We start from the raw sequence: 23,330 nt of genomic DNA on the forward strand, positions 1-23,330 counted from the left end.
AGAGGCGTCAATCGGTAGCCTAAACGTCTCGTCAAAATCCTGAAGAAATTCATTTGTGGTTTAGCAATACAGTCCACCCAGTCGGTGGGGCTACCCTGAAAGGAAGTGAAATGGGCGCGCTGCTACCCACCCTCCAAACCACCCGCCTTCGCGACGGCCTCACCGACTACCTCGCGACCACCTTCGCCCTCACCGATCCGGACGCTCAGGGCGCCCTGTCGGATTTTGTCGGCCACCCCAACACCGGGATGTTCAAAGGTCCCTACGTCCGCCTGCGCCTCCCGTTCTCACCGGCCGGGGGCAACTGGGTGATGCACCTGGATTGGTGGCCAACAGGATTCACCCCTTACGGCCACCAGGCCGCAGCGTTTGAGCGGCTGTCCACCAAGTTCGGCGCCCGCCCGCAGCCGACGCTCGTCACCACGGGTACCGGCTCCGGAAAGACCGAGGCATTCCTCTACCCGATTCTCGACCACGTCCTGCGAGCCAAGGCTTCCGGTCTAACCGGGATGAAAGCACTCATCCTCTACCCGATGAACGCGCTCGCCAATGACCAAGCCGAACGACTCGCCCGGCTCATCACCGAACACCCCGAACTCTCCGGCGTCTCCGCCGGCCTGTACACCGGCGAGCAGTCCACCGGTGGGCGCACCAAGGTCACCGATGAGGGGCTCATCACTGACCGTTCCTTGATGCACGCCGCTCCCCCCGACATCCTGCTCACCAACTACAAGATGCTTGACCACCTGCTGCTGCACCCCGACCGCGCCGACATCTGGCGCCTCTCCGCGGACTCGTTGCAGTACGTCGTCCTCGACGAATTCCATACCTACGACGGTGCGCAAGGCACCGACGTCGCCATGCTGCTCCGCCGCCTGGGGCTCACTATCAAAGCCCACTGGTCCGGCACCTCTCCCGTGACGGACGCCGACCGTGCCCACCCCCTCGGCCCCATCACCCCCGTCGCAACCTCCGCCACCCTTGGCTCCAAAGTCGAACCCACCGCAATGCTCGGCTTCGCACACACCGTCTTTGGGGAACGGTTCGACGCTGACGCAGTTATTGGCGAAACGCGCCTTACGCCTAACCACTGGCTTGCCGACCGCGATACTGCCCTCGACCGTCTGTACCGGCCCACCACCCCCTCGGTCACCGACGCCGCCGAGCGCCTCGACACCTTCGCCGCCAGCTCGCCCAGCAACGCCGCGCTGACCGCAGCCGTCCTCGCCGAACTGTTCGAGCGGGCGGAAGTCTTCGAGCGCACCGAGCTGTTCGCGGCCACCGACGACCTCGACACCGACCGCCGCCTCACCCCCACCGATCTGCGCCACCTCGACCCCGTCGAACAACTGCATCTGCTCAAGGCCCACCCGCTGCTGGCCCGTCTCCTCGTCCACGCCGCCGATGCGATCTCCCTCGCCGAACTCGCGAATGCACTTTCCGACACCCCCGCCTCCGAGCGCGATACCCGCCGTGCGCTCGCCGCACAGCAACGCTTCCTCGAATACCTGTTCGCCGCGCTCTCCCACCTGCGGGCCGAGATCGGCCGCACCGCACTGAATGTCGATGTACACCTTTGGATTCGGGAACTATCCCGCATCGACCGGGCAGTCGCCACCAGCACCTCGTATCGCTGGTCCGACGACGGTGTCCATGAGGACAGCGAAGGCATGCACCTGCCCGCGCTGTACTGCCGGCACTGCGGCCGCTCCGGGTGGGGTGCTCGCCTCGCCCCCACCGGCCACGCCCTCGACGTCACCGACGAATCCATCCGCGCCGACCACGCTGCCGGCGCCTCCCGCTTCCGGGCCCTCATCTCCGCGCCCGCCGAGGCCCTGCTTACCGTCACTCGCCCCGACGAGCAGATTGAAGGCCTGCGCTGGTTCCGCATCGACGACCGCGAGATCTCCGACGCCGCACCCGATCCCGACGGCACCGAACAGCTCGAAGGCAAGGTACTGCCGGTGCTCGTCCTCGTCGGCGAGGACGAGGAGGAGAACTCCAAGAACGACATGTGCCCGGCCTGCGGCGCCGCCGACGGCATCCGTTTCCTCGGCAGCGCCGTCGCCACCCAACTCTCGGTGACCCTGTCGAACCTCTTCGGCGATGCCCGCCTCGACGCCGACGAAAAGAAGGCGTTGATGTTCACCGACAGCGTGCAGGACGCCGCGCATCGCGCCGGCTTCGTGCAGGCCCGCTCGCACACCCTCAGCCTGCGCTCCACCCTGCGCAGCGCGATCGGCGATGAGACGCTCACCCTGCCGGAACTATGCGAAGCCGTGATCACCCGCGCCGGCAACGATCCAATCCGCCGCTACCACCTACTTGGACCCGACATCGTCGACCACGACGAATTCGTCCCGTTCTGGAAACCCGACGCGTCTACCGCGGCCCGCAAGAAGGCCACCACCAAGGTGCTGCGCCGTATCGGGTTCGACATCGATATGGAGTTCGGTCTGCAGTCCCGCCTCGGCCGCACCCTCGAACTCACCGGCAGCGCCGTCGCCGAAGTGGACCTCGGTGGCGCGGAACGTCCCGTCCGGCTCGGCCGCGCCGCCCTCAACGCCACCGAACACCAACTCGCGCTTGAGGCCCCGGACCAGGCGGCGATCACTCGCTGGGTCCGCGGCACCGTCGAACGCGTCCGCACCCGGGGAGCCATCCATCACCCATGGTTGCGCAAGTACGTCGAGAAGGATGCTAATCGCCGCTGGGTCTGGGGAGCTCGCCCCAAAGGTGAAGGCATGCCCGCATTCCCGAAGGGCCGGCCCGCAGCTGCATTCCCTGCCGTCGGATCACGCTCGGTCCCTGAAGGATTCGACGCCATCACCGCGCCCTCATCCTGGTACGCACGCTGGGCGTCGCAGTGCCTGGGAGTGTCGCCGTTCGACGGTAGCTTCCTCGCCCGTTCACTGTTCTCGGTGCTCGCCGAGCAGCGCGTCCTCACCGCGGTCCTGACCGAGAGCGGCCTCACCGCGTACGGGCTACCAGCCGCCGCGATCGTCGTCTCCGCCCCCAACGACGACAATCTCGCCGCCGGCCGGCACCTCCTGGTGTGCAGCGTCTGCCAAACCCCAACGCCCGGCTCGGCCACTGTCGTCGATCAACTTGACGGTGCGCCTTGCCTTCTCGTCCGCTGCCCCGGGTCCCTCACCCGCGCGCCGAAAGCGCAGAACTTCTACCGGCGGCTGTATGACAGCTCAGAGATGAAACGCGTCGTCGCACGCGAACACACGTCGTTGTTGCCCACCGCAACCCGACTCAGCTATGAGACAGCATTTAAGCGCGGCGGCGCCGACCCGCAGGCACCCAACGTCCTCGTCGCCACCCCCACTCTGGAAATGGGCATCGACATCGGCGACCTGTCCACGGTGATGCTCGGGTCACTGCCACGGACAGTCTCGTCGTACCTGCAGCGGGTCGGCCGCGCCGGACGTCTCACCGGCAACTCGTTGGTCCTCGCCTTCGTCCGCGGTCGCGGTGAACACCTACCCAAGCTGTACGACCCCACCTCGGTGATCCAGGGCGACGTCCGGCCGCCCGCCACCTTCCTCACCGCCGAGGAGATCCTGCAACGCCAGTACATTGCGCACGTGATCGACCGGCTCGCGCGCGACCCCAACACCATCGCTCCCCGAGGCGCCCGCGCCGTGCTCGGCAGCTTCGATCCCGGTAGCTGGATGGCTGATCTGCTCGCTGTGGTAACCACCGATGCCGACGCACTCATCGACGGTTTTCTGGCTCAGTTCAATGATGTGCTCGACGACGAGGCTCGAGGTTCTCTGCGTGCGTGGGCCATACCCGGAGCCGATGGCTCGCCTAGCGAGCTCGTCGCCGATCTCCAAGAGGCTGTACATCGCTGGAATCGCGACCTCACCGAGCTCACTGCCCGCCGCGCCGCCGTCGAAGCTGAGATGCCCGAGTTCGAGCGCCGGGCATCATCGCCTGCCGCCACGGACGATGACTTGCGAGACCTGCGAACCGCGAAGGGATCACTGCGACTGCTCGGCGGCCAGATTCACGACCTCACAGACGATTACTGGATCAGCGTCCTCGAACGCTACGGAGTTCTCCCCAACTACACGCTGCTCGATGACTCCGTCACCCTCGATGTGGGAGTCACCTGGATTGATCCCGACACCAACCAGTACATGGGCGAGGCCACCAGCTATCAGCGGGGCTCCCGCGTTGCGCTGACAGAACTGGCTCCTGGCGCCACTTTCTACGCACAGGGCCTGGCGGCCCGGATCGATGCCGTCGATCTTGGCGCCGGCGAATCCAACATCCACACCTGGCGGTTATGTCCACAATGCGGTTGGGCGGGAATCACTCTCGCCGGTGAGGAACCACCGACGGTGACGGCGTGCCCGCGTTGCGGGACCGCGGCCATCGCCGATGTGAGCCAGCAGCTACAGGTGGTTGAGATGGCTCGCGTCTCCGCAGAGGTGCGCCGAGACGAAGCGTCGATCAATGATGCGCGCGATGAACGGCACAAGGAGTCCTTCACCGTCGTCACCGCTGCGGACATCGACCCCGTCAACGTCGATCGCGCGTGGTTCGTTGGTGAACTCGAGTTCGGCGCCGAGTACCTGCGCCGCATGGATGTTCGGTGGCTCAATATGGGCCGCCGCACCTCTCAGGGCGGTACCCGAACGATCGCCGGACAGGAAACCACAACCGGACTATTTCGCGTGTGCTCGTCGTGCGGACAGCTCGACCGTGCCGCCGGGCGCAATAGCCGCTACGAGCACCGCAGCTGGTGCCGTCACCGCAATGCGGCGACCGAGCATGTCCGAGAGATCGCTCTGGCCCGGACTCTTCGCACCCAGGGCGTTCTACTTCATCTGCCACGAGCGCTGGAGTACGACCAGTTCGCACACCCCAGTCTCAGCGCGGCCATTCTCCTGGGCCTACGCCAGGTCATCGGAGGTTCGCCCGAGCACCTTGATGTAGCCACGATCCCCGATGCCCTCCACGCACCGAGCCAGCGCGCCTTACTGATTCACGACACGGTCCCGGGCGGCACCGGCTATCTGGCCGAGTTCTCGGACCCCTCGAAAGTCTGGTCCGTGTTAGACGCTGCGCGAACGGTGGTCCGCAACTGTGACTGCGCGGAGCACGATCGATTGGCTTGCCACAAGTGCCTTTTGCCGTTCGCTCCGCCGCACGATCTCGACAAGGTGTCTCGGAAGACCGCAGTGCGCATCCTCGATGATCTCCTCGCCGTGGACAGCGACGCGGAACCCAATCGAGAGACATGGATTGCGGACGTGACCGAGTCGGCACCATCCAGGCCAATGGGCAGCGAGGAGTCGCCACTCGAGAAGGAGTTCTACGTCGCGTTCATCGAACGTCTACGCGCAATGGGTGCGACGGTCAAGGAAACTCCAGGCACCTACGGACCTTCTGCGACGATCGTGCTACCCGGTAAGACGATCCGCACGTGGAAGCTCACCCCGCAGGTTCATATGGTCAATTCCAAACCCGACTTCGAACTTGCGACTACCGATCCCGATATTCCACGAATCGCGATCTTCGCCGACGGGCGAAGGTTTCACGCCGTGCCAGACTGCAACCGGGTAGCCGACGACGCCGCCAAGCGAGCCGTCCTACGCGACAGCGGACATATCGTCTGGTCGTTCGGACATGAAGACCTTCAGCGCTTCAAAGACAAGACAGCACCGGTACCGCCGTGGTTCACCGAGCAGGCGGCGTCGAAAATCATGGCCGCCGGCAACCTCCGGCCCACCGTCGTCAAGCTGCTGTCCGCCGACCCCATCACGACCCTCCTGTCGTTCCTCACGGACCCCGATCTCGACACCTGGGAGCAGGTGGGCCGGTGGGTACCGATGATGTTCGTCGGCAGCGGCACACGAGCTAAGGGAGACGGTGACTCCGTCGGCGCCCGAGCTCTCGACCTCTTGGACGGCAAGACTCCACACTTTGGCGACGGCGTCGACATGTGCTGGTCATACGTCGATGGGCCGTTGGTTGCCACCGCCACCATGCGGCCCAGCATTCGCACTACTAACGCAGTCCTTGCGCTCGACGACCGAGACGATCGACTAGAGGTCCTCGACGGGCATGCCTGGAAAGAATGGCTGCGCCTGTCCAACTGGCTGGGCCTGAGCCGAAACCACCGGATCACCACGAGAAGCCTGCTCGGCCAGAACGATGCGGCGCCTGCCTCGGCGCCCACCTCGGCTGACCTGACTCACGACTGGCGTGTTGTCTTCGACGCCACAGTGTCCGATGCGGAGAAGCAGCTGGTGCTAGCCCTGGCCGCGGCGAACGTTCCGGTGCCGGAGCTTGGCTACGAGACTGAGGATGGCAACGTGGTGGACTTTGCGTGGGCCGATCGCGGCATCGGCGTTTTCCTCGATCCCGACGATGAGACGACCCATACGATGTCGGATGCGGGGTGGACGATGTGCCCACCGGATGCTGAAGCGATCGCTACCGCGATAAGGAATGGGGTGTCGTAAATGGCCAACTTGGTCATAGCGTCGAACACGAAGGCAATGAAGAAGCTCGACAAGACCATCAAAGATAAGGTCTGGGCCTTCATCGAGAAGCTCTCGGCGGATCACACCGCCCCTGGCCTTCACATCGAACCCCTCAACGGAGCCATCGACCCACGGGTACGCACCGGACGAGTCGACCTCAACTTTCGCGCGATCTTGTTCAAGGTTGACGACAAGCTTGGCGACGACCCCACGTTTATCTACATGGGGACGTGGCCACATGATGAAGCAAACAAGCTGGCTGAGCGATCGCAGCTTCGAGTCAACCCCATCAATGGAGTCCTCGAAGGAATCATCGGGGAACTCGATGGCGAGGACGATCGTAAGAAGCGCACGGTTGTTCCGGACCCGAAAGGCGATCTTGACCGCGCTGTGCGGGCGGAGGCGAAGCCTTACCTTGCTGAGCGGTTCAGTCTCCCGGATCTCACCGAGCGACTTGGTCTGGATTCCGAGCTGGCGGAACGGGCCCTTGCTGCGTCGAGTGAGGACGTCCTGGTGGATATCGCGGCCAATGCGGTCGGTTGGCAGGGCAGCGCCCTCCTCGACTTGGCAACTGGTCTACATATCGACACGATTCGCGAGAAGCACGGCTTCACCGAGACCGCTGTTGATAACGACCTTGATGAGGACCAGAAGATCCTCAAAGCGCTCGAACAACCGGCCTCCAAGATGCAGTTCACGTTCGTCGAGGATGACGAGGAGCTTCGCCGGATCATCGAAGGTGGCGACTTCGCGGCGTGGCGCACCTTCTTGCACCCCGAACAGCGGAAGTACGTCGAGAAAGACTTCAGCGGGCCGTTTCGGTTGTCGGGAGGCGCGGGCACAGGCAAGACCGTCGTGGCGATTCATCGCGCACGACACCTCGCGAACCTCAACCCCGACGCGCGTATTGTCCTTACCACCTACAACAGAACCCTGGCCGCGGACCTCAAAGCCGCACTCAGAACCCTCGATCCCGATATCGTTCTGGCCGAACGACTTGGCGAGCGCGGCGTCTACGTGAGCGGTATCGACGCGCTCGGAAACTCGGTCCTCAGTCACGCCGGTGACATCGCGGGCGCTGCTGAACGCGTCCTCGGCTACCCAGGTGCAGAGTTGACACACAACCGGACGAACTCCGACAAGGTCTGGCGCGATGTGGTGCAGTCCGTCAGTAGCGGGCTAGATGCCAAACTCGCGACACCCGGATTCCTCGAAAACGAGTACGTGTCGGTCGTTTTGGCAAATCGGACGACGACGCTCGAACAGTACGCGAAAGTTCCTCGTCCTGGACGTGGCGTGAGGCTGAGCCGGCCACAGCGTATCGCCGTGTGGAAGCTGGTCGAAGCATTCCGCCGTCAGGAGCGAGTCGATGGCAGCCTCAGCTTCCCGGAGGTCCTCTCCGTGGCTGCCGAGCACCTTCGGGTCCGCGCCGAGTCGGAGCACGGTTTCGTCGCTGACCATGTGCTTGTTGACGAGGCTCAGGATCTCCATGCGGCCCATTGGGCTCTTTTGCGAGCACTGGTCGCGGAGACTCGCAACGACCTCTTCATAGCTGAGGATTCGCACCAGCGGATCTACGGCCAGCCGGTCGTCCTGTCAAAGTTCGGAATTAAGATCGTTGGTCGGGCGCGGCGACTGACGCTCAACTATCGCACGACCGCCCAGAACTTGCACTTCGCGGTGAGCATTCTTTCAGGGGCCGAGTACAAAGATCTCGAACAGGGCGAAGAGTCGACAAATGAGTACAGGTCAGCACGGTTGGGACCCAATCCGCGTCTCGTCGAATGTGATTCTGCTGGAGACGAACTCGATAGAGTCGCTGAACTTGTACAGGCGTGGATCGACGAGGGCGTAGACAAGTCCACGATTGCCGTGCTGACACGAGGGCAGAACGACCGGAGTCAGTTTGTACGCGCACTTGGCGAACGAGGAGTTGAGGCGCGCGCGCTGGACAGCAACCCCGCGTCCTCTGGGTACGTGCAGGTGCTGACGATGCACCGATCGAAGGGCATGGAGTTTTCACGGGTGGTCCTCGCCGGTGTCGACGCCGGACACGTGCCGTCAGCGGCGACGCTCCGTTCGGTTCCAGAAGAAGAGAAGGCTGAGGCGTTGCTACGCGAGCGATCACTTCTGTACGTCGCAGCGTCGAGAGCGCGGGACGAGCTTGTGGTGACGTGGAGCGGGACGCGGTCGGAGTTGCTCGCCGCAAACGCCGTGTAGGGAGCTTCGAGCAGCTACGAACAAGAACGAAGGAAGCGGATGGCACTCATCAGATCGCTGGAGCGCGGAAAGGGCGGCGGCCGGCCACCACAGTCGGAAGTCGACGGAACGTACATCGTCGTGGACGACCCCGATCGAGGGAAGATTCTCAAGATCACGACCTACGGGTCAGACATGCGGAAGTCGGGGCCCAAGCCGAGCCAGGTTATCGAACTAGATGAGGAAATGGCGCAAAAGCTGATCAATGTTCTCCAGCGTGAACTAAACATACCCAGCCGGGATATTCATGTCCCCGCACAGGCGAGCGAGTGAGAATTCATGTCCTTTCAGACGCCCAAGACCATCGAAGAGATGCTTTCTGCGATTCACACACACGAGTATTTGATGCCCGCTATACAGCGTGAGTTTGTATGGGACGCTGACCAGATCATCCGCCTGGTAGACAGCTTGATGCGCGGATACCCCGTCGGCTCGTTCCTCCTTTGGGATGTCAAGTCGGAAACCGCCAAGTCCTATACGTTCTACGAGTTTCTGACGCACTATCACGAGCGCGACTACCCTTACGCCGGCAAGGCTACGGTCCCAGCCGGGGCCGGCACGACTGCCGTTCTTGATGGCCAGCAACGACTGACATCACTCAATATTGCGCTGTATGGCAGCCTGTCAGAAAAGAAAAAATACGCTTGGTGGAACAGTTCCGACGCATTCCCGACCAAACACCTATACTTGAATCTGGTTGATGATCCGAAAGACGAGGAACTCGGCCTTCGATACGATCTGAGATTTCTCACCGACAAGGAATCCGCAGCTGAACCTGATGCTGAGGATAAGTGGTTCCGTGTGGGGGACATACTCTCCCTCAGCAACTCGGGACCCGCCATGACGAAGGCCATCGGTGACCGTCGGATCGCCGATATACCGGCGGCACACCAACGACTCTATGACCTTTACGAAGCAGTTCGCGTGCTAAAGCCCATGAACTACTTCCTGGTCACTGACCAAGATCCAGATAAGGTCCTCGAGATCTTTGTGCGCGTAAATAGCGGCGGGACGACGCTCTCCTACTCCGACCTCCTGCTGTCGATGGCGACCAACCAATGGCAAGATCTGGATGCGCGGGAAGAAGTGCGTTCCCTAGTAAGTGAGTTGAACAGCAATGCCGGACGCCAGTTCTCGTTCACCAAAGATATCGTGCTTAAAACAGCGCTTACGATTTCGGAAGTAGATGTCCGATTCAAAGTTTCCAATTTCACGCAAACAAATATGACGAAAGTCGAAAAAGTCTGGCCTGACATAAAGGGAGCGCTTCTACGAGCGGCAACACTTCTACAGCAGTTTGGTTACCACGAACGCAACCTCACGGCCAACAGTGTCATCATTCCACTCGCCCACTACCTTCATTTGAGGAAAGCCAGTGACTCGTACCTCGATTCAAGTGCGGACGCAGCTGACCGACTCGCCGTCCAGAGATGGGTAACTCGTTCACTGATCAAGCGTGGCATCTGGGGTTCGGGACTCGATACCTTACTTACGCGGATTCGGGACGTTTTAAGTACTGAAGCACAGAGCGGCTTTCCGGCGATGGAGATTGAGGGTGCGATGGCCGCTTCAGGGAAGAGCCTGACGTTCGATGTTGCTGAGATTGATGAGCTGCTGAACCTCAAGTACGCAGGCCAGCGGACCTTCTCGGTGCTCTCAGTGCTCTACCCTGGCCTCGATCTGGGGAAAAAATTTCATGAAGACCACATCTTCCCCAAGTCTAAGTTCACGCGAAAAAAGTTGACTGACGCAGGCGTACCGCAGGAGAAGATTGACGACTACCTATCGACGGTTAATCTTCTGCCAAATCTGCAGCTACTCGCGGGCACCGCAAATATTGAGAAGCAAGATTCCATGCCGGACGACTGGACCCGCCACGCATTTCCGGGCTCTTCCGGATTCAGAGTGCATGCAGGTGTTCTGCGAGTTGGCCGGAGTGGATGAGTGACCGCAAGATGTAGTGGGTGAGGTTACGGAACCCGAGCGCGATCCCGCGCAGATGCTCGAGGCGCCCGTTGATGGCTTCGACCGGCCCGTTGGAGGCACCGGTGTCGAAGTAGGCGAGGATCTCGGCTCGCCGGGCCCACAGGGATCGGCCCAGCTGCGCCATTTCAGCCAGCCCGGTCGGCAGACCGGTGTGGATGCGTTTGAGCAGCTTGTACATCGCGATCTTCCCGTCCCGCTTGTTCGGTTGGTCGTAGGCGTCGATGAGGTCTTGGTAGATCGCGTAGGTGACCGCAACGGCCACATGCTCGTCATGGGCGTCGAGGCCGGTGCGCAGGCGGGTCTTCTGTTTGTCGGTGAGCAACCCGATCCGGGTCAGCAGGGTCCGACGGATACCGTAGAGGGGATCTCCACTGCGACCCCGATGTCCACACGTATCCTGTTGCACCCGTTGGCGACACAGGGTGAGTTTCTCCGCGGCCAGGTGCACCACGTGGAATGGGTCCATCACGGCCCGCGCCTTGTCGAGGGACTCTGCGGTGGCGGTGCGGTAGCCGCTGAACCCGTCCATGGTGACCACTCGGATTCGATCGCGGAACGCCTGATCGCGAGCGTCGAGCCAGTCCTTCAACGCGGCTTTCGACCGGCCGGCGACCATGTCCAACAAGCGGGCCGGACCGGTCCCGTCGACGATCGGGGTGAGGTCGACGAGGACGGTCACGAAACTTGAATCACCCTGGCCACGAACATGTTTCCACTTGTGCTCATCAACCCCTAAGACCCGCACACCGGACAGCCGGACGGGTGCAGTAGCCAGGGTCCGGGCCGCTTCGCAGGCCAGGGTGTTGACGGTGTTCCAGCTCAACCCCACCGCCGCGGCCGCGGCCGAGACCGACATTTTGTCGCAGATCATCGCCCGCATGATCCAGGTGGTGGTGCGGCGGGTGACCTGCGCACGCGAGGCCACGATCGCACTGAGGTCGGCCCGGAAGATCGACGTCGCGCAGTCGCTGGTGGCGCATGTGTAGCGCGGTACCGTCAGATGCAGCCGGGTCGGATGCCCCACGATCGGCAGATCGGCGACCTCCCGGTCGACGTGATCACGCAGCCGACCCACTCGCCCGCAGGTCGGGCACGTGTTCTTTGGGTCCAGGAGCTGGCAGAACAGGTGGGTGCGGTCCTCGCCGTCGACGGCGGCATCGGTGATCGTGACGCCGAGTTCGATGGTGCGGCAAATCGTGTCGGCAATAGCGCTACGCTGCGTCATGGGTCCTGTGAGTGTTCGGATGAGTGTGTAGGAGCTTTCATCCTCACACCACAGGACCCGCCCACATCACGCAGAGGCTCACACCCGCAAATCCGACCTACATCTTGTGGCCAGTAGAACCTGTTTCACGCACCGTCAATCCGGAAGAGCCCATTTCCGAACGAGGTAAAGCGAGTGCACTACCTGCAAGAGAATGATCTCGATGACCTACCATTGAATCTTGAAAGCTACCTAACCTTTTTCAAACAACGACGAAGCAGAATCCGAGACAGGCTTGTCGAAGCACTCGGCTCGACGCCCGGCCAGGAATGACCGATCTGCTCGGAGTTGTCTTATCGAGCTGTCTTGTCCGGTAGTCCGCCCTTTACAAATCCGAGCGAGTGAGCCGGCCGTCTGATTCCTGTGCGAAATCGAAGAGCTCGACGAAGAACTCACCAGTATCGATCGACTCCCAATCCTCGATGTCGCGGGAAAACTCATCGTCCGGGTCCATTGGAATCCAGTCGCATTCGCTGCGCTGATAGCAGCCGTAATCAGTAATCAGCATTAGACCACACACTACTTGGCTGCCGTCTACGAACGCGATGTAACGGGGGTTTCTTTGGTCTGTCATTCCTTTACTCCGGTTTGAAAGCGTACTCTGGGTGATCTACCTGCCGACCGCCAGGACGGCGACCTGGGCTCGATCCGCTCAGGTTGGGCGGTGGACCCGGAAGTCGGCGTCGGTTTCTCCAGCGAATACGGCGGCCAAGTAGTCGTTCAGCGACCAGCTCGCCGTGTGGCTCACTCGGCCCCAAGGATAGTTCCGGCCGATCCGCGGCATATCGCGGAGATCGATAGGCCATGCCGCTGAAACCTTAGCCGACCAGCCATGCTCGACTCTTTTCGATAGCGTGCTCGATCGCTTCTTGCCCGGGTTGGGACACCTGAGTCTCGATGAAGTCGTTGAGAAGCTCCGGTGCCGTCTCGCTTCGCTGCGCAACGACGACCTCGTCCCAGGTCTCGTAGTCGGCAGGATCGTCGAACACGATAACGCCCACTCCGGGGTACTCGCGGCTTGCTCTAATTCAGCGAGCCGCTTCTCGTAGGCGGTAGCAAATACGTTCCGATGCTCGACGAGAACGTACGCGTGTGTGGAAGCGCGACGATGCGCCAGTGCTTCGGATACCGCTATGGCATTGAGCTGGGCCATCGGTTTCACCTCGAACGTCACCACCTCGAGCTGTTGATGCGGGACATGCTTGGACGTCTTTGTTCCGATGGCCACAAGATCGGGAGACAGCGCCCCGTGGGGTGGTGGACTTCGGATCGGCGTGTGCCACGCGTTGTGATCAACGAGTCGTGATGGATGTTAGGCGATTTGGCGTGGCGCGTCGACCTGTTGGGCGGCCTGGTGTTTGGCGGCGATAACCTTGCGCAGCTCGGCCATGCTGATGTCGGAGAGGTAGCGGCGGGTGACTTGCCATTCGTCGTGGGCTTCGATCACGACCGCGGTGGCCAGCCGGAGAAACGCCGGCGGGTTGGGGAAGATCTCCACGACATCGGCGCGGCGCTTGATTTCCTTGTTCAGCCGCTCAATTGGATTGTTCGACCAGATCTTCTGCCAGTGCGCCTTCGGGAACGCCGTGAACGCGAGCACGTCGGGTTTGGCCTCAGCCATCATCGCCGCCACTTTCGGGAACGATGCTTCGAGGGTGTCGGCGACCTGGTCCCACTGTGCGGCGACCTCGGCCGGTTCGGTGTGGGCGAAGATCGTTTTGACCGCAGCGGTCACCACCGGCGCTTGTTTGGTCGAGACCGCGCCATGCAGGTTCCGCATGAAATGCACCCGGCAGCGCTGCCACGCTGATCCGGTAAACTGCTGGGCCACTGCCGTTTTCAACCCTGCATGGGCATCGGAGATCACCAGATGCACCCCTGAGAGTCCTCGGGCTTTGAGTGAGGCGAGGAACTCACGCCAGAACTCGAAGGATTCCGAATCACCGACTGCAGTGCCGAGCACCTCACGAGTTCCGTCCATCGACACCCCGGTGGCCACGACAAGGGCTTGGGAGACGACGTGGGCGCCGACTCGCACTTTGCAGAAGGTGGCATCGGCGAACACATAGGGGAACTCGGTGTGGGTCAGAGGCCGTTCCCGGAACGCCGAGATTTCTTTGTCGAGGCCGGCGCAGATACGGGACACCTCGGACTTGGAGATCCCGGCCGAGACGCCGAGGGCGTTGACGAGGTCATCGACGCTGCGGGTGGACACACCGTGTACGTAGGCTTCCATCACCACCGCGTGCAGGGCTTTGTCGGCTCTTCCTGATTCAGAGTGCGTCGAGGTGTTGTGCGAGGCCGCCGGAGTGGATGAGTGACCGCAAGATGTAGTGGTTGAGGTTGCGGAAGCCCAACGCGATCCCGCGGAGGTGTTCCAGGCGGCCGTTGATCGCTTCGACGGGTCCGTTGGAGGCGCCGGTGTCGAAGTAGGCCAAGATCTCGGCACGCCGCGCCCATAATGATCGGCCGAGTTGGGCCAACTCTGCCAGCCCGGACGGAACGCCGGTATGAATCCGTTTGAGCAGCTTGTACATCGCGATCTTGCCGTCACGCTTGTTCTCCTGGCCGTAGGCGTTGATCAGCTCTTGGTAGATCGCGTAGGTGACCGAGACGGCCACGTGCTCCTCGTGAGCCTCCAACCCGCTACGTAGCCGGGCCTTCTGCTTGTCTGTCAGCAACGCGATCCGGGTCAGCAGTGGTCGGCGGATACCGTAGAGCGGATCACCCGTGCGGCCGCGGTGCCCACACGTATCGTGTTGCACGCGTTGACGACACACTGTGAGCTTCTCGGCGGCCAGATGGACCACGTGGAACGGGTCCATCACCGCCCGCGCCTTATCCAATGCCTCGGCGGTCGCGGTGCGATACCCGGTGAATCCGTCCATGGTGACCACCCGGATCCGGTCCCGAAAGGAGTCATCGCGGGCATCGAGCCAGTCCTTCAACGCCGCTTTGGACCGGCCGCCCACCATATCCAGCAAGCGCGCCGACCCGGTCCCATCCACAATCGGTGTGAGGTCGACCAGCACGGTCACGAAACTCGAATCACCATTGCCGCGAACATGTTTCCACTTGTGCTCATCAACACCGAGAACCCTGACACCGTCGAGTCGGCCAGGCGCCGAAGCCACCGTACGCGCCGCCTGCAACGCGAGGGCATTCACGGTGTTCCAGCCCAACCCGACCGACGCGGCGACCGCAGAGACGCTCATCTTGTCCAGAATCATCCGCCGAAGAATCCACGCGATCGTGCGGCGCGTCACCGCCGCGCGCGGCGCGACGATCGCCGAGATGTCGGCGCGAAAGATGCCCTGACCACACGCGCCGTTCTCGCAGGCGTAGCGCGGCACCCTCAGATGCAACCGGGTCGGATGGCCCACGATCGGTAGATCTGCCACCTCACGATCGACATGATCACGCAACCGACCCGCCCGCTCGCACCTCGGGCAGCTACTCTTCGGGGCCAAGACCTCGCAGAACAGGTGTGTGCGATCCTCGCCGTCGAGAGCGGCATCGGTGATCGTCACCCCGAGTTCGATCGTGCGGCAAATCGTGTCGGCAATGGCGCTACGCTGCAACGAGGGTCCTGTCGGTGTGAGTGATGAGGTGTAGGGGCTTTCATCTTCACACCACAGGACCCGCCCGCATCCCCGGCTCGCCGCCGCCGAACCCGACCTACATCTTGTGCCCGGTAGAACCCGTTCTACGCACCGTCAATCAGGAAGAGCCGCTTTGTCGATGCGGCGGCGTCGTTCGAGCAGGCTGGGGAAGAATGACCCGGACCGGAGCTTGGGGATCTTGACTTCCACATCGCCCGAGGTCGTCGATACGGTCTTAGTTCGGTGGCCGTTGCGGTGGGTGGCGCGTTCCGCGGAACGCTCATACCGGCCGGCGCCGATCTTTTCGGTGGCCTCGGCCTCGATCAGTGCTTGCAGGCCAGCTCGGATCAACTCGGCGAACACCGCCCCGGAATCGGCGGAGGTGAGTGCATCGAGCTGGGCGAGCAAGGCAGAATGGTCCTGGGTCATCGTGTGGTGTGTCCTTCTGTGAGTCACTTGGTAGGTAACTCATTGACCACTACGCGATGGCCCGCCCAACAGGGTCACCGACACGCTCAGCAGCAGCTCACCTCAGCCCCGAAACCCCACCACCTCAGGGGACTTACCCGATCGGGACGCGTCCACGGCCCGCCCGTCTTGCGGCGACCTTGAAAAGCAGTCTCCTCGATGACGAACGAACGGAACCCCCGATTCTCCGCCATTCGTTCTCGAGCACCTGACGAATCGGCTCGTAGAGAGTTGATTCCGCGACCGGAGGTCGAATCGTAGGAGTGCTCGTCGTGGCATCTACACTGAGATCCTCTGCTATCGGCGCTCGGCGCAGAGCACCTCCCCGACCTGGAGCCTTCAGTACCAGTTGCTTGTCAAGCAGGCCGTGTCGAGCGCGGGCGTAACGAGCCTTGGTCCAGCCGAACTCTCTGCGCGCTGTCGTATTGCCGACGGGATCCCCCGCCTCCGGAAGTCGCACGAGCAAGTGGTACTCGTCAGTTGATAGCTGCAGTTCGTACACGTATGCCCCTCTCACCACGCCCGTCTTCAGCCTGGTCGCACATTTGTGCAGCACAGATTATCGTCCTCGTGGACCGGCTCCGTGTCGGCGATTTCATCCAGGGAGCTTTCTCTCCTCACCGTCGACCCCCTCCTAGGCCGGCCGGCGTCGGGCGACCTCAACTCCCGTCTGGTCGTCTTCTGTCCCGCTCGCTATCGCGCTTCGAGATGCGACCTTCTGACCGTCAGGACGGGCGTCTCTTTTTAGTCCGTTCAGGTGATTGACATTGGGCAGCTTTGCCTCGAATGACGGAAGTCGCCTACTCGCAGCGCATTACAGCGGGGCCGATTCGATCCATTTGTCGGGGCTCGGTCGTGTTCACCGCGGGCCAGATGCCGTCAACCTCCAATTCCTCACTCCTTCACCTCCAGCGATACCTCGCGGCGCATAAGCACGCGGCTCTCGCTATCGACATCAGCAGAGGTGAGGGCGGCCCGGAGAGCGTCTTCGAGGAGCAGGTCCTCGCCAAGATCCGATCGTGGGGTTACGACGCAGTCCCACAAGTCGGTGTCGCCGGTTACAGAATCGACATGGCGGTTCGACACCCGGAGCGACCGGGCGAGTACGTGCTCGGAATCGAATGCGACGGCGCGGCCTACCACTCTGCGCAAACGGCTCGCGACCGCGACCGCCTCCGCCAGCAGGTGCTCGAGGGTCTCGGCTGGCGGATGCACAGGATTTGGGGATTGAGCTGGTGGCGCGACCGTTCGGCCCAAGAAGAGCGGCTGCGTCTGGCCATCGAGGATGCGATAAACGGGAGGGACGTGACGAGCACACCCGCCTATAACTCAGCTACTGAATCGCGGTGTCAGCTCCGGTCCAAAAGTGCGCTGCTGTGTCCGGTCGAAAAGTGAGCAGGTTACGGGTTTGAGTTTGCCTGACGGTCGGCGTCGACGGAAGGCAGTGACTCGATTGCTGTGTGTTTGATGCGGTAGCTGGTGCCCTTGAGAGCGATGACGTCAGCGTGGTGCACGATCCGGTCGATCATGGCCGAGGCGATGGTGGCCTCGCCGAACACCTCTCCCCAGCGTGAAAATGGCAGGTTAGAGGTCAAAATGATCGACGACTTCTCGTACCGACTCGACACTAGTTGGAAGAACAGGTTCGCCGCTTCGGCATCGAAAGGGATGTAGCCGACTTCGTCGATCACGATCAGCCCGATCCGGCTGATCTTCTTGAGCTCGGCGTCGAGTCGCCCGAGGCGGTGGGCTTCGGCCAGGCGGGTGATCCAGGCTGTCGCCGCAGCGAACCCGACCCGATAGCCGGTGTGGGCTGCAGCGACTGCCAGTGCGGTCGCGAGATGGGTCTTCCCGGTCCCGGGCGGTCCGAGGAGGACGATGTTGCGGGCTTCAGAAAGCCAGCCGCCAGCTTCGAGGCGGGCAATCTGCGCGCGGTCCACCGCGGGTTGGGCGGTGAAATCGAAGTCGGTGATCGTCTTGATCGCCGGGAACCCTGCACCACGAATACGCAGGCGGGCACCTGATTCGGCGCGCGCATTGGATTCCACTGCCAGCACTGCGGCCAGGTAGTCCTCCAGCGACCAGTCCGCCGTGCGGGCTTGTTCGGCGATCCGGGCATAGTTTCCGGCGATCCGCGGCGCTTTGAGGAGCCGGGATTGGTGGGCGATCAGCTTGTCGGCATCAGAGGGTGGGCTGGGGCGTTTGGTGGCCATCAGGCAACCTCCCCGGTCCCGAACGCACGATCGTAAGCGCTGAGATCTGCAACCTGAACCTCCACACCACCAGGACGCGGTGGCCGCGAATTGTAATGTTCGCGTTGGGCTTTGGCGATCACCACATGATCAGGATCGGTGCTTGAACCGTTTGGCCCCCAGTATCGTTGGTGCTCGGCCACCACCCGGTCACCACATCGTGCGACGACCCGATCGAGGCCGGCAGTCGCAGTGATCATCCGCCCGATCACCTCCGGGTTGACTGAGTAGACCGATCCGGCGATCGCGACGTAGTAGTCGCGGCCCAACCGGGTGGTGACCGATGTTCCGGTCACCGGAGCGATGGGCGGCAGCGGTGCCATCGACTGGCGGTCGATCAACAACTCCCCGGCCGGTTTCTTCCTGGTGGTGCGGTGGATGCGGGTGTTCGCTCCGGTCAACCACTGCTGCATTTGGGTGTTGAAGTCGGCTGCTGAGGTGAAGGTTCGGCCGGGCAGAAACGATGTCTCGAGATAGCCGTTGGCGCGTTCGACGACGCCTTTGGTTTCCGGGTCGTACGGGCGGGCCTGAATCATTCGGGTGCCCAGCGTGCCGCAGAACCCAGCCACACCGGTCGCCAGTTTGCGGCGTTGGCCGATGCCTGACTCGTTGTCCCACAACAAGGTACGAGGAACAGCGCCGATCTGGTCGCCGAGTACCAGCCACATGCCGGCCAACAGATCTCCGGTGATACGCGAGGGGAGCATCACTGCGGCGATGAACCGTGAGTAGGCGGCGACCATCACCAACACTGGGAAGGACCGCAGCACTCCGGCCTGATCGGGCACCAGCTGGCCGGGGAACCACAGGTCGCACTGCACTTGCTCTCCCGGGCGATGCACCAAACGGTCACACGGGTCGGCCGGGGCATATTCCGGGCGGATCCGGGTCACGTTCTCGGCGAACCAGGATCGGCCACCCGACCAGCCGACCCGTTCGGCGATCACCGTGGTCGGCATCGTCGGAAACCGGGTCAAGAGCTCGCGGACCGCGGGCTCGATCTGTGCCCACCCCGACGAGGGCGGACGTGGCTGTTCATACCTCGGTGGCACGTCCGAGCGCACCGCTTTGGCCACCGTGTTGCGTGACAACCCCAAGTGCCGGGCAATCGCCGCTTGCGACAACCCCTCCGACCGATGCAACTGACGAATCAACGCCCAGTCCTCCACAGTGATCACTCTCCAATCATTGGATGGTGCTCACTTTTCGACCGGATTTACCTGCTCACTTTTGGACCGGAGCCGACATCGCGGTCCAGCACTCTGGAGTTCTCTGACGTCCCCGAGACCGTGGAGCGCGACTGGACCCGTCCGTACTCTGAGTACACCGTGAGGCCTGCTCGGACGCGGGACCCCAAAACGCTTGAGGGAATTCAGGACTTGTCAGAATTCTTCCTCAACGCCATCCGTGTCGAGGCACCAGTGCACCGCGACCTCCTCAACGATCGGTTCAAGTCGGTGTGGGGCGCCGCTCGTGTGGGACAGCAGATTCGAAGCGCCATCGACAAGGCGCTGAAGCGGGCGCATCCGGCGGGTCCTGACAGCCACGGGTTCTTCCGTCTCGACAATCCGTCGCCCCTCGAAGTTCGAGTACCCGACAACGAATGCGGAGAGCGCAAAGCCGCCCAGGTCGCGCCGGAAGAGATCGAACTCGCGCTCAAACAAATTGTGCTCGATGCAGTGACGATCGACGAGCGCACACTCGTCAAGCAGGCGGCTGGTGTCTTTGGCTGGCGCCGAGTAGGTGCTGACATCGAGGAGGTACTTGGCCAGTCGATCAAGAGGCTCCTGAGGCTGGAGTCTTACAGCTCGATGGCCATGGCGACCTCAGCGTGGCGAAGGAGCCGTGATGAACGTCTGGTGAACCGAGGAGAGTGCAATAGTTGAGCGTGCGCGGCTGCGAAGTCCGTCCCTCGGTCGTATCAACAGGAGCTTCGAATTGAGATGAACGCCAACTACGACCAGCTCCTGATCGAGTGGGCGCACACCTACAACACTTACGAGCGTCTGGTCGGTGACCCAGGCACACTCTACGAACTCCTGGCTCCGCTTCGGCACGAGTTCGATCGACAGGGGACGGTTCCGGAGTGGGCAGGGATAGACCTCCTTCGCGGGTGGGCTTTCTATCTTGTACGTGCACATCGACACAGCGGTGGGTACGAGCCTTTCATGGTCGAACACCCCGAGGTTCTTGCTATTGCGGATGCCATCGACAAGCACTCCGCCGTCACGGCTGAAGACCGTCCCCCGGCGCGTCCCGACAACTAATTGGTTTGCGATGCCGACGAGGAACGACTTCCTCGTTCCGGATGCGCGGCCACCCGCGAGGCCTTGCCCCGAGCAGAACTAGTCTCGATAGCGGTCCGTCACTCCTGGCTCCCTATCTTCACCGCGTTCGACGAGAGCTGACTCCTCAGATCCCGCACGATGGACAAGCTTTCGACATCGTGAGCAATCAAGTCGGTCAATTGCTCAATGGCTTCCTCGGCAAAGACCGAGTCCCGGCGCACCAGGTTGTAGACGCTGACCGACAGCCCGGCTCGTGCATTCCGCTGAATCACATCCTGCGCGGTGGGAGTGGTGGGCAGATCGCAGATCTCCCACCACGACGAAGTCCGCAGTGCATACCAGGGGTCCACCGGCTTGGGAGCAGTCTCCGCGATTCGGAAGGGCGACAGCAAGTTCGCCAGCTGGCGGCGTGCATCCTCGTAGCTGGTCAGACGCTCGTATCCTTGCTCGGCTCGGGTGACCGCCCACAAGAGGACAATAAACTTGTATGTGGCGCGGCGCCCGTTCTTCGACGCACGCACGAGTTGTTCTAGCTCCGCTAGCAGCGTTCGTGACTCGACCCAGCGCGGGTCGGCGCCGAGCGCGGCGAGCTTGTTGCGAAGTGGGCGAAGCCGCGTCCGCGGGGTCGATTGAACGCGACCGAGGACGCCGCGAACATCACTGGCAGCGCTTTGGTCACCGGAGTGCAGCAGGCCGCCGAATCGCTCATCCAGCAGCCACGAATCGTCCTGCGCGGCATACATTGCGACGGCGTCGAGAAGAATCTCCATGGATCGCACCCGTGCCACGATTCCGTCACCGCCGCAATGTGCCCAATGAAACCGGGGACCCCAGAGTTCGGCTCGCGTCGACGACTCGGAGACATCGATGAACGTTCCGAACGAGTGATCGCGACTGATGAAGTCGTCGACTTCGAGCGCCAATCTGATGACGTTGTCATCGGTCATCGACGTGCCGACGACAAGCATGTGGCGGGTCATCATCAGAGCCTGCAGAAGTGAGCCAGCGGGCCGGAAGTTTGCGTCATACCGCACGAAGCTTCGCCGGGTGAGGACGACGGTCTCTGGTCTGCCGACTTCGCCATGCATCTTGAGCACCCATGACCGGCCAGGTTGGACCGCTTCCCAAGGGATCACCGTCGGCCGCGGTTCACCGGTCGCTTCCACTGCATTCTCATACAGCTCGTCGTAGTTGGTCGTCACCACCTCGCGACATCGAAGACCGGCCAGGAGGCAGTGCGCAAGTGAGACTCTTCTGACGCTTTCCACTATTCGCGCGATTTCCGTGCCCAAGGCGTCGCCCAGCCGCAACGAGATCAACTCCGCCTGATCGAGTGGACTCCCTTCGAGACTCTCCAACGCTTTGGGGTCGATGCGTGCTATCGACCCCAACTCCTCGAGTAGTTGTCCCCAGCCTGGAAGTCCTGCAGACATGCTGACCCCGGCACCGAGGAACAGCGCGAGGTCGCCGTCGCGTGCCCTCGTCCCGAGATCCTGCGCGACGCGAAACTGTCCAGGGGTGAGCTGCCAATGCTCGGCATGCTCGGTTCTCCGAAAATGCTGGAGTGCGCTGTAGACGGACCGGTCGGGGGTCACCACAACGACGTCGAGTGAGAGGTCGGCTGCCACACTCCACAGCAGCGTGATCAGGTCTTTGACAACCAGCCCCTTGAGACCATCCTTCCCTCCTCCGCCGACGCCGAAGACTGGCATCGCCACCACGGGTGGCCGTGACTCCCTCAGCTCGAACTCGAGCGCTACGTCGTGCAGGACATCTCGGAGGCGACCAGCCAACTGGGCGCCAACGGCCGCGGAGTCATCGATGACATTGACGAACCAGAGGCGTCCGCCCTCGGTTGCGCGGGAGAAGGTGCCGTCCCAGGTTTCAGGCCTTGAAGGGTGCTCATCGTCGAAGAGAGGAAACCAATGGGGTTCGACGGTGAATTCAGCGTCCGTTGGTACTACGACTGCATCAGCGCCTAGCGCCTCAATTCGCCCGTGAACGATGAAAAGGTGACCGGATGCGTTGGCGGCGTGGCTCATACGAACACTCAATCAGACGGCACCAGGCCGGTGAGGCTTGCGTAGGAACTCGCCGGCCCCTACAGCCTTACGTGTACGGCCCGAGGACGGTTGCCGATACGCACGAGGAGCTCGTCCCTGAACGCTATCGAGAGCGGCGGACTGTTGACGAACGACAGCGAGGCGTAGTTGCAGTAGCCGAAATACTCGTGGGGCCAGTTCCCGATGAGATCGATGTGTCCGCAGTTCGTACAGGTCACGGTAGGTTCCGCCCGCGATTCGTACCAGTCGAAGATGAGTCCACCCGCGACGCCGTCGTCGAACTGCTGGTGGCCGCACCGAGGACACGAGGGACCTTCAAAGCCGTCCATGTTGTGCGAGATCTGCCAGCCCTTCCTGACCCGCACGCCGAACAAGATGTACCGGCCACCCGCAACTGCACCGGGTGGCACCGATTCCGGCTCCATCGCCTCGGCGAATCGCGGGCCTTCGCGGAAAGTCCCATAGAGCGTGTCCGGCTTTGCTGATGGCGCGATGATCTGTTGTGCGAGCAGCCAATCCACCTGAGCATCAATGAGATCTGACGCATGGTCCTCGTCGGCGTCGAGGCTCATGAACTCGACCCAGTTGTCAGACATGTCCACCAATCTAGTGGGCGGACGCGGTGGACTCGGGGTGCCAGGT

Annotated in this window: 15 protein-coding genes and 2 pseudogenes; 7 read left to right on the forward strand and 10 right to left on the reverse strand. The window is 62.3% G+C overall.

What is annotated here, in order from left to right:
* Positions 1-110 precede the first annotated feature (110 nt).
* Genes PWF70_RS12165 through PWF70_RS12180 form a run of 4 tightly spaced genes read left to right on the forward strand, consistent with a single transcriptional unit; the run spans position 111 to position 10,709 of the window.
* The gene (locus tag PWF70_RS12165) at positions 111-6,485 is read left to right on the forward strand and encodes a DEAD/DEAH box helicase (protein ID WP_286352612.1); all 6,375 of its coding nucleotides are present in this window, start codon (positions 111-113) and stop codon (positions 6,483-6,485) included.
* Complete coding sequence (locus PWF70_RS12170; RefSeq protein ID WP_286352613.1) at positions 6,486-8,726, forward strand: 3'-5' exonuclease; 2,241 nt, start codon at positions 6,486-6,488, stop codon at positions 8,724-8,726.
* Between the two features lie 39 nt (positions 8,727-8,765).
* Entirely contained in the window at positions 8,766-9,038 is a 273-nt protein-coding gene (locus PWF70_RS12175) for a hypothetical protein (protein ID WP_286352614.1), read from the forward strand.
* A 6-nt stretch (positions 9,039-9,044) separates the two neighbouring features.
* Positions 9,045-10,709 (forward strand): DUF262 domain-containing protein, encoded by a 1,665-nt coding sequence (locus PWF70_RS12180; RefSeq protein ID WP_286352615.1) that lies wholly within the window; start codon positions 9,045-9,047, stop codon positions 10,707-10,709.
* On the opposite strand, the gene PWF70_RS12185 is transcribed toward PWF70_RS12180, so the two are convergent.
* From PWF70_RS12185 to PWF70_RS12210, 6 genes and pseudogenes are all read right to left on the reverse strand, one after another.
* Positions 10,666-11,976: an ISL3 family transposase gene (locus tag PWF70_RS12185; RefSeq protein ID WP_006358616.1), complete on the reverse strand. Its 1,311-nt coding sequence runs from the start codon at positions 11,974-11,976 to the stop codon at positions 10,666-10,668. The two genes, PWF70_RS12180 and PWF70_RS12185, sit on opposite strands and share 44 nt — an antisense overlap.
* 364 nt (positions 11,977-12,340) lie before the next feature.
* Positions 12,341-12,523, reverse strand: coding sequence for a hypothetical protein (locus PWF70_RS12190; protein ID WP_283348922.1), 183 nt, complete (start codon positions 12,521-12,523; stop codon positions 12,341-12,343).
* 310 nt (positions 12,524-12,833) lie between these two features.
* Positions 12,834-13,016 (reverse strand): hypothetical protein, encoded by a 183-nt coding sequence (locus PWF70_RS12195; protein WP_283348923.1) that lies wholly within the window; start codon positions 13,014-13,016, stop codon positions 12,834-12,836.
* Positions 13,017-13,327: 311 nt separating this feature from the next.
* Positions 13,328-14,281 (reverse strand): annotated as a pseudogene (locus PWF70_RS12200) (IS256 family transposase); the annotation flags it as partial.
* A gap of 7 nt (positions 14,282-14,288) precedes the next feature.
* Positions 14,289-15,596: an ISL3 family transposase gene (locus PWF70_RS12205; protein ID WP_006358292.1), complete on the reverse strand. Its 1,308-nt coding sequence runs from the start codon at positions 15,594-15,596 to the stop codon at positions 14,289-14,291.
* Between the two features lie 150 nt (positions 15,597-15,746).
* A pseudogene (locus PWF70_RS12210) lies at positions 15,747-16,046 on the reverse strand (transposase); the annotation flags it as partial.
* Between the two features lie 825 nt (positions 16,047-16,871).
* Between PWF70_RS12210 and PWF70_RS12215 the strand changes: the two are divergent.
* Positions 16,872-17,480 (forward strand): PDDEXK-like endonuclease domain-containing protein, encoded by a 609-nt coding sequence (locus PWF70_RS12215; protein ID WP_283348924.1) that lies wholly within the window; start codon positions 16,872-16,874, stop codon positions 17,478-17,480.
* A gap of 5 nt (positions 17,481-17,485) precedes the next feature.
* On the opposite strand, the gene istB is transcribed toward PWF70_RS12215, so the two are convergent.
* Both istB and istA read right to left on the reverse strand, forming a co-directional pair.
* Positions 17,486-18,298 (reverse strand): IS21-like element helper ATPase IstB, encoded by an 813-nt coding sequence (gene istB, locus PWF70_RS12220; RefSeq protein ID WP_283348925.1) that lies wholly within the window; start codon positions 18,296-18,298, stop codon positions 17,486-17,488.
* Entirely contained in the window at positions 18,298-19,506 is a 1,209-nt protein-coding gene (gene istA, locus PWF70_RS12225) for an IS21 family transposase (protein WP_283348939.1), read from the reverse strand. The genes istB and istA overlap by 1 nt, the downstream gene beginning before the upstream one ends.
* 210 nt (positions 19,507-19,716) lie before the next feature.
* Between istA and PWF70_RS12230 the strand changes: the two genes are divergently transcribed.
* Positions 19,717-20,223 carry a DUF3320 domain-containing protein gene (locus PWF70_RS12230; protein ID WP_283348926.1) on the forward strand — a complete coding sequence of 169 codons (507 nt, stop codon included), beginning with the start codon at positions 19,717-19,719 and terminating at the stop codon, positions 20,221-20,223.
* Positions 20,224-20,280: 57 nt separating this feature from the next.
* Complete coding sequence (locus PWF70_RS12235) at positions 20,281-20,604, forward strand: hypothetical protein (protein WP_283348927.1); 324 nt, start codon at positions 20,281-20,283, stop codon at positions 20,602-20,604.
* 98 nt (positions 20,605-20,702) lie between these two features.
* Here PWF70_RS12235 and PWF70_RS12240 read toward each other — a convergent pair whose 3' ends face one another.
* Complete coding sequence (locus PWF70_RS12240; protein WP_283348928.1) at positions 20,703-22,667, reverse strand: phosphorothioated DNA-binding restriction endonuclease family protein; 1,965 nt, start codon at positions 22,665-22,667, stop codon at positions 20,703-20,705.
* A 59-nt stretch (positions 22,668-22,726) separates the two neighbouring features.
* The gene (locus PWF70_RS12245) at positions 22,727-23,260 is read right to left on the reverse strand and encodes a zinc ribbon domain-containing protein (protein ID WP_283348929.1); all 534 of its coding nucleotides are present in this window, start codon (positions 23,258-23,260) and stop codon (positions 22,727-22,729) included.
* Positions 23,261-23,330 lie beyond the last annotated feature (70 nt).

Source organism: Gordonia sp. Swx-4, assembly GCF_030316175.1.
Classification (GTDB): Bacteria; Actinomycetota; Actinomycetes; order Mycobacteriales; family Mycobacteriaceae; genus Gordonia; species Gordonia alkanivorans.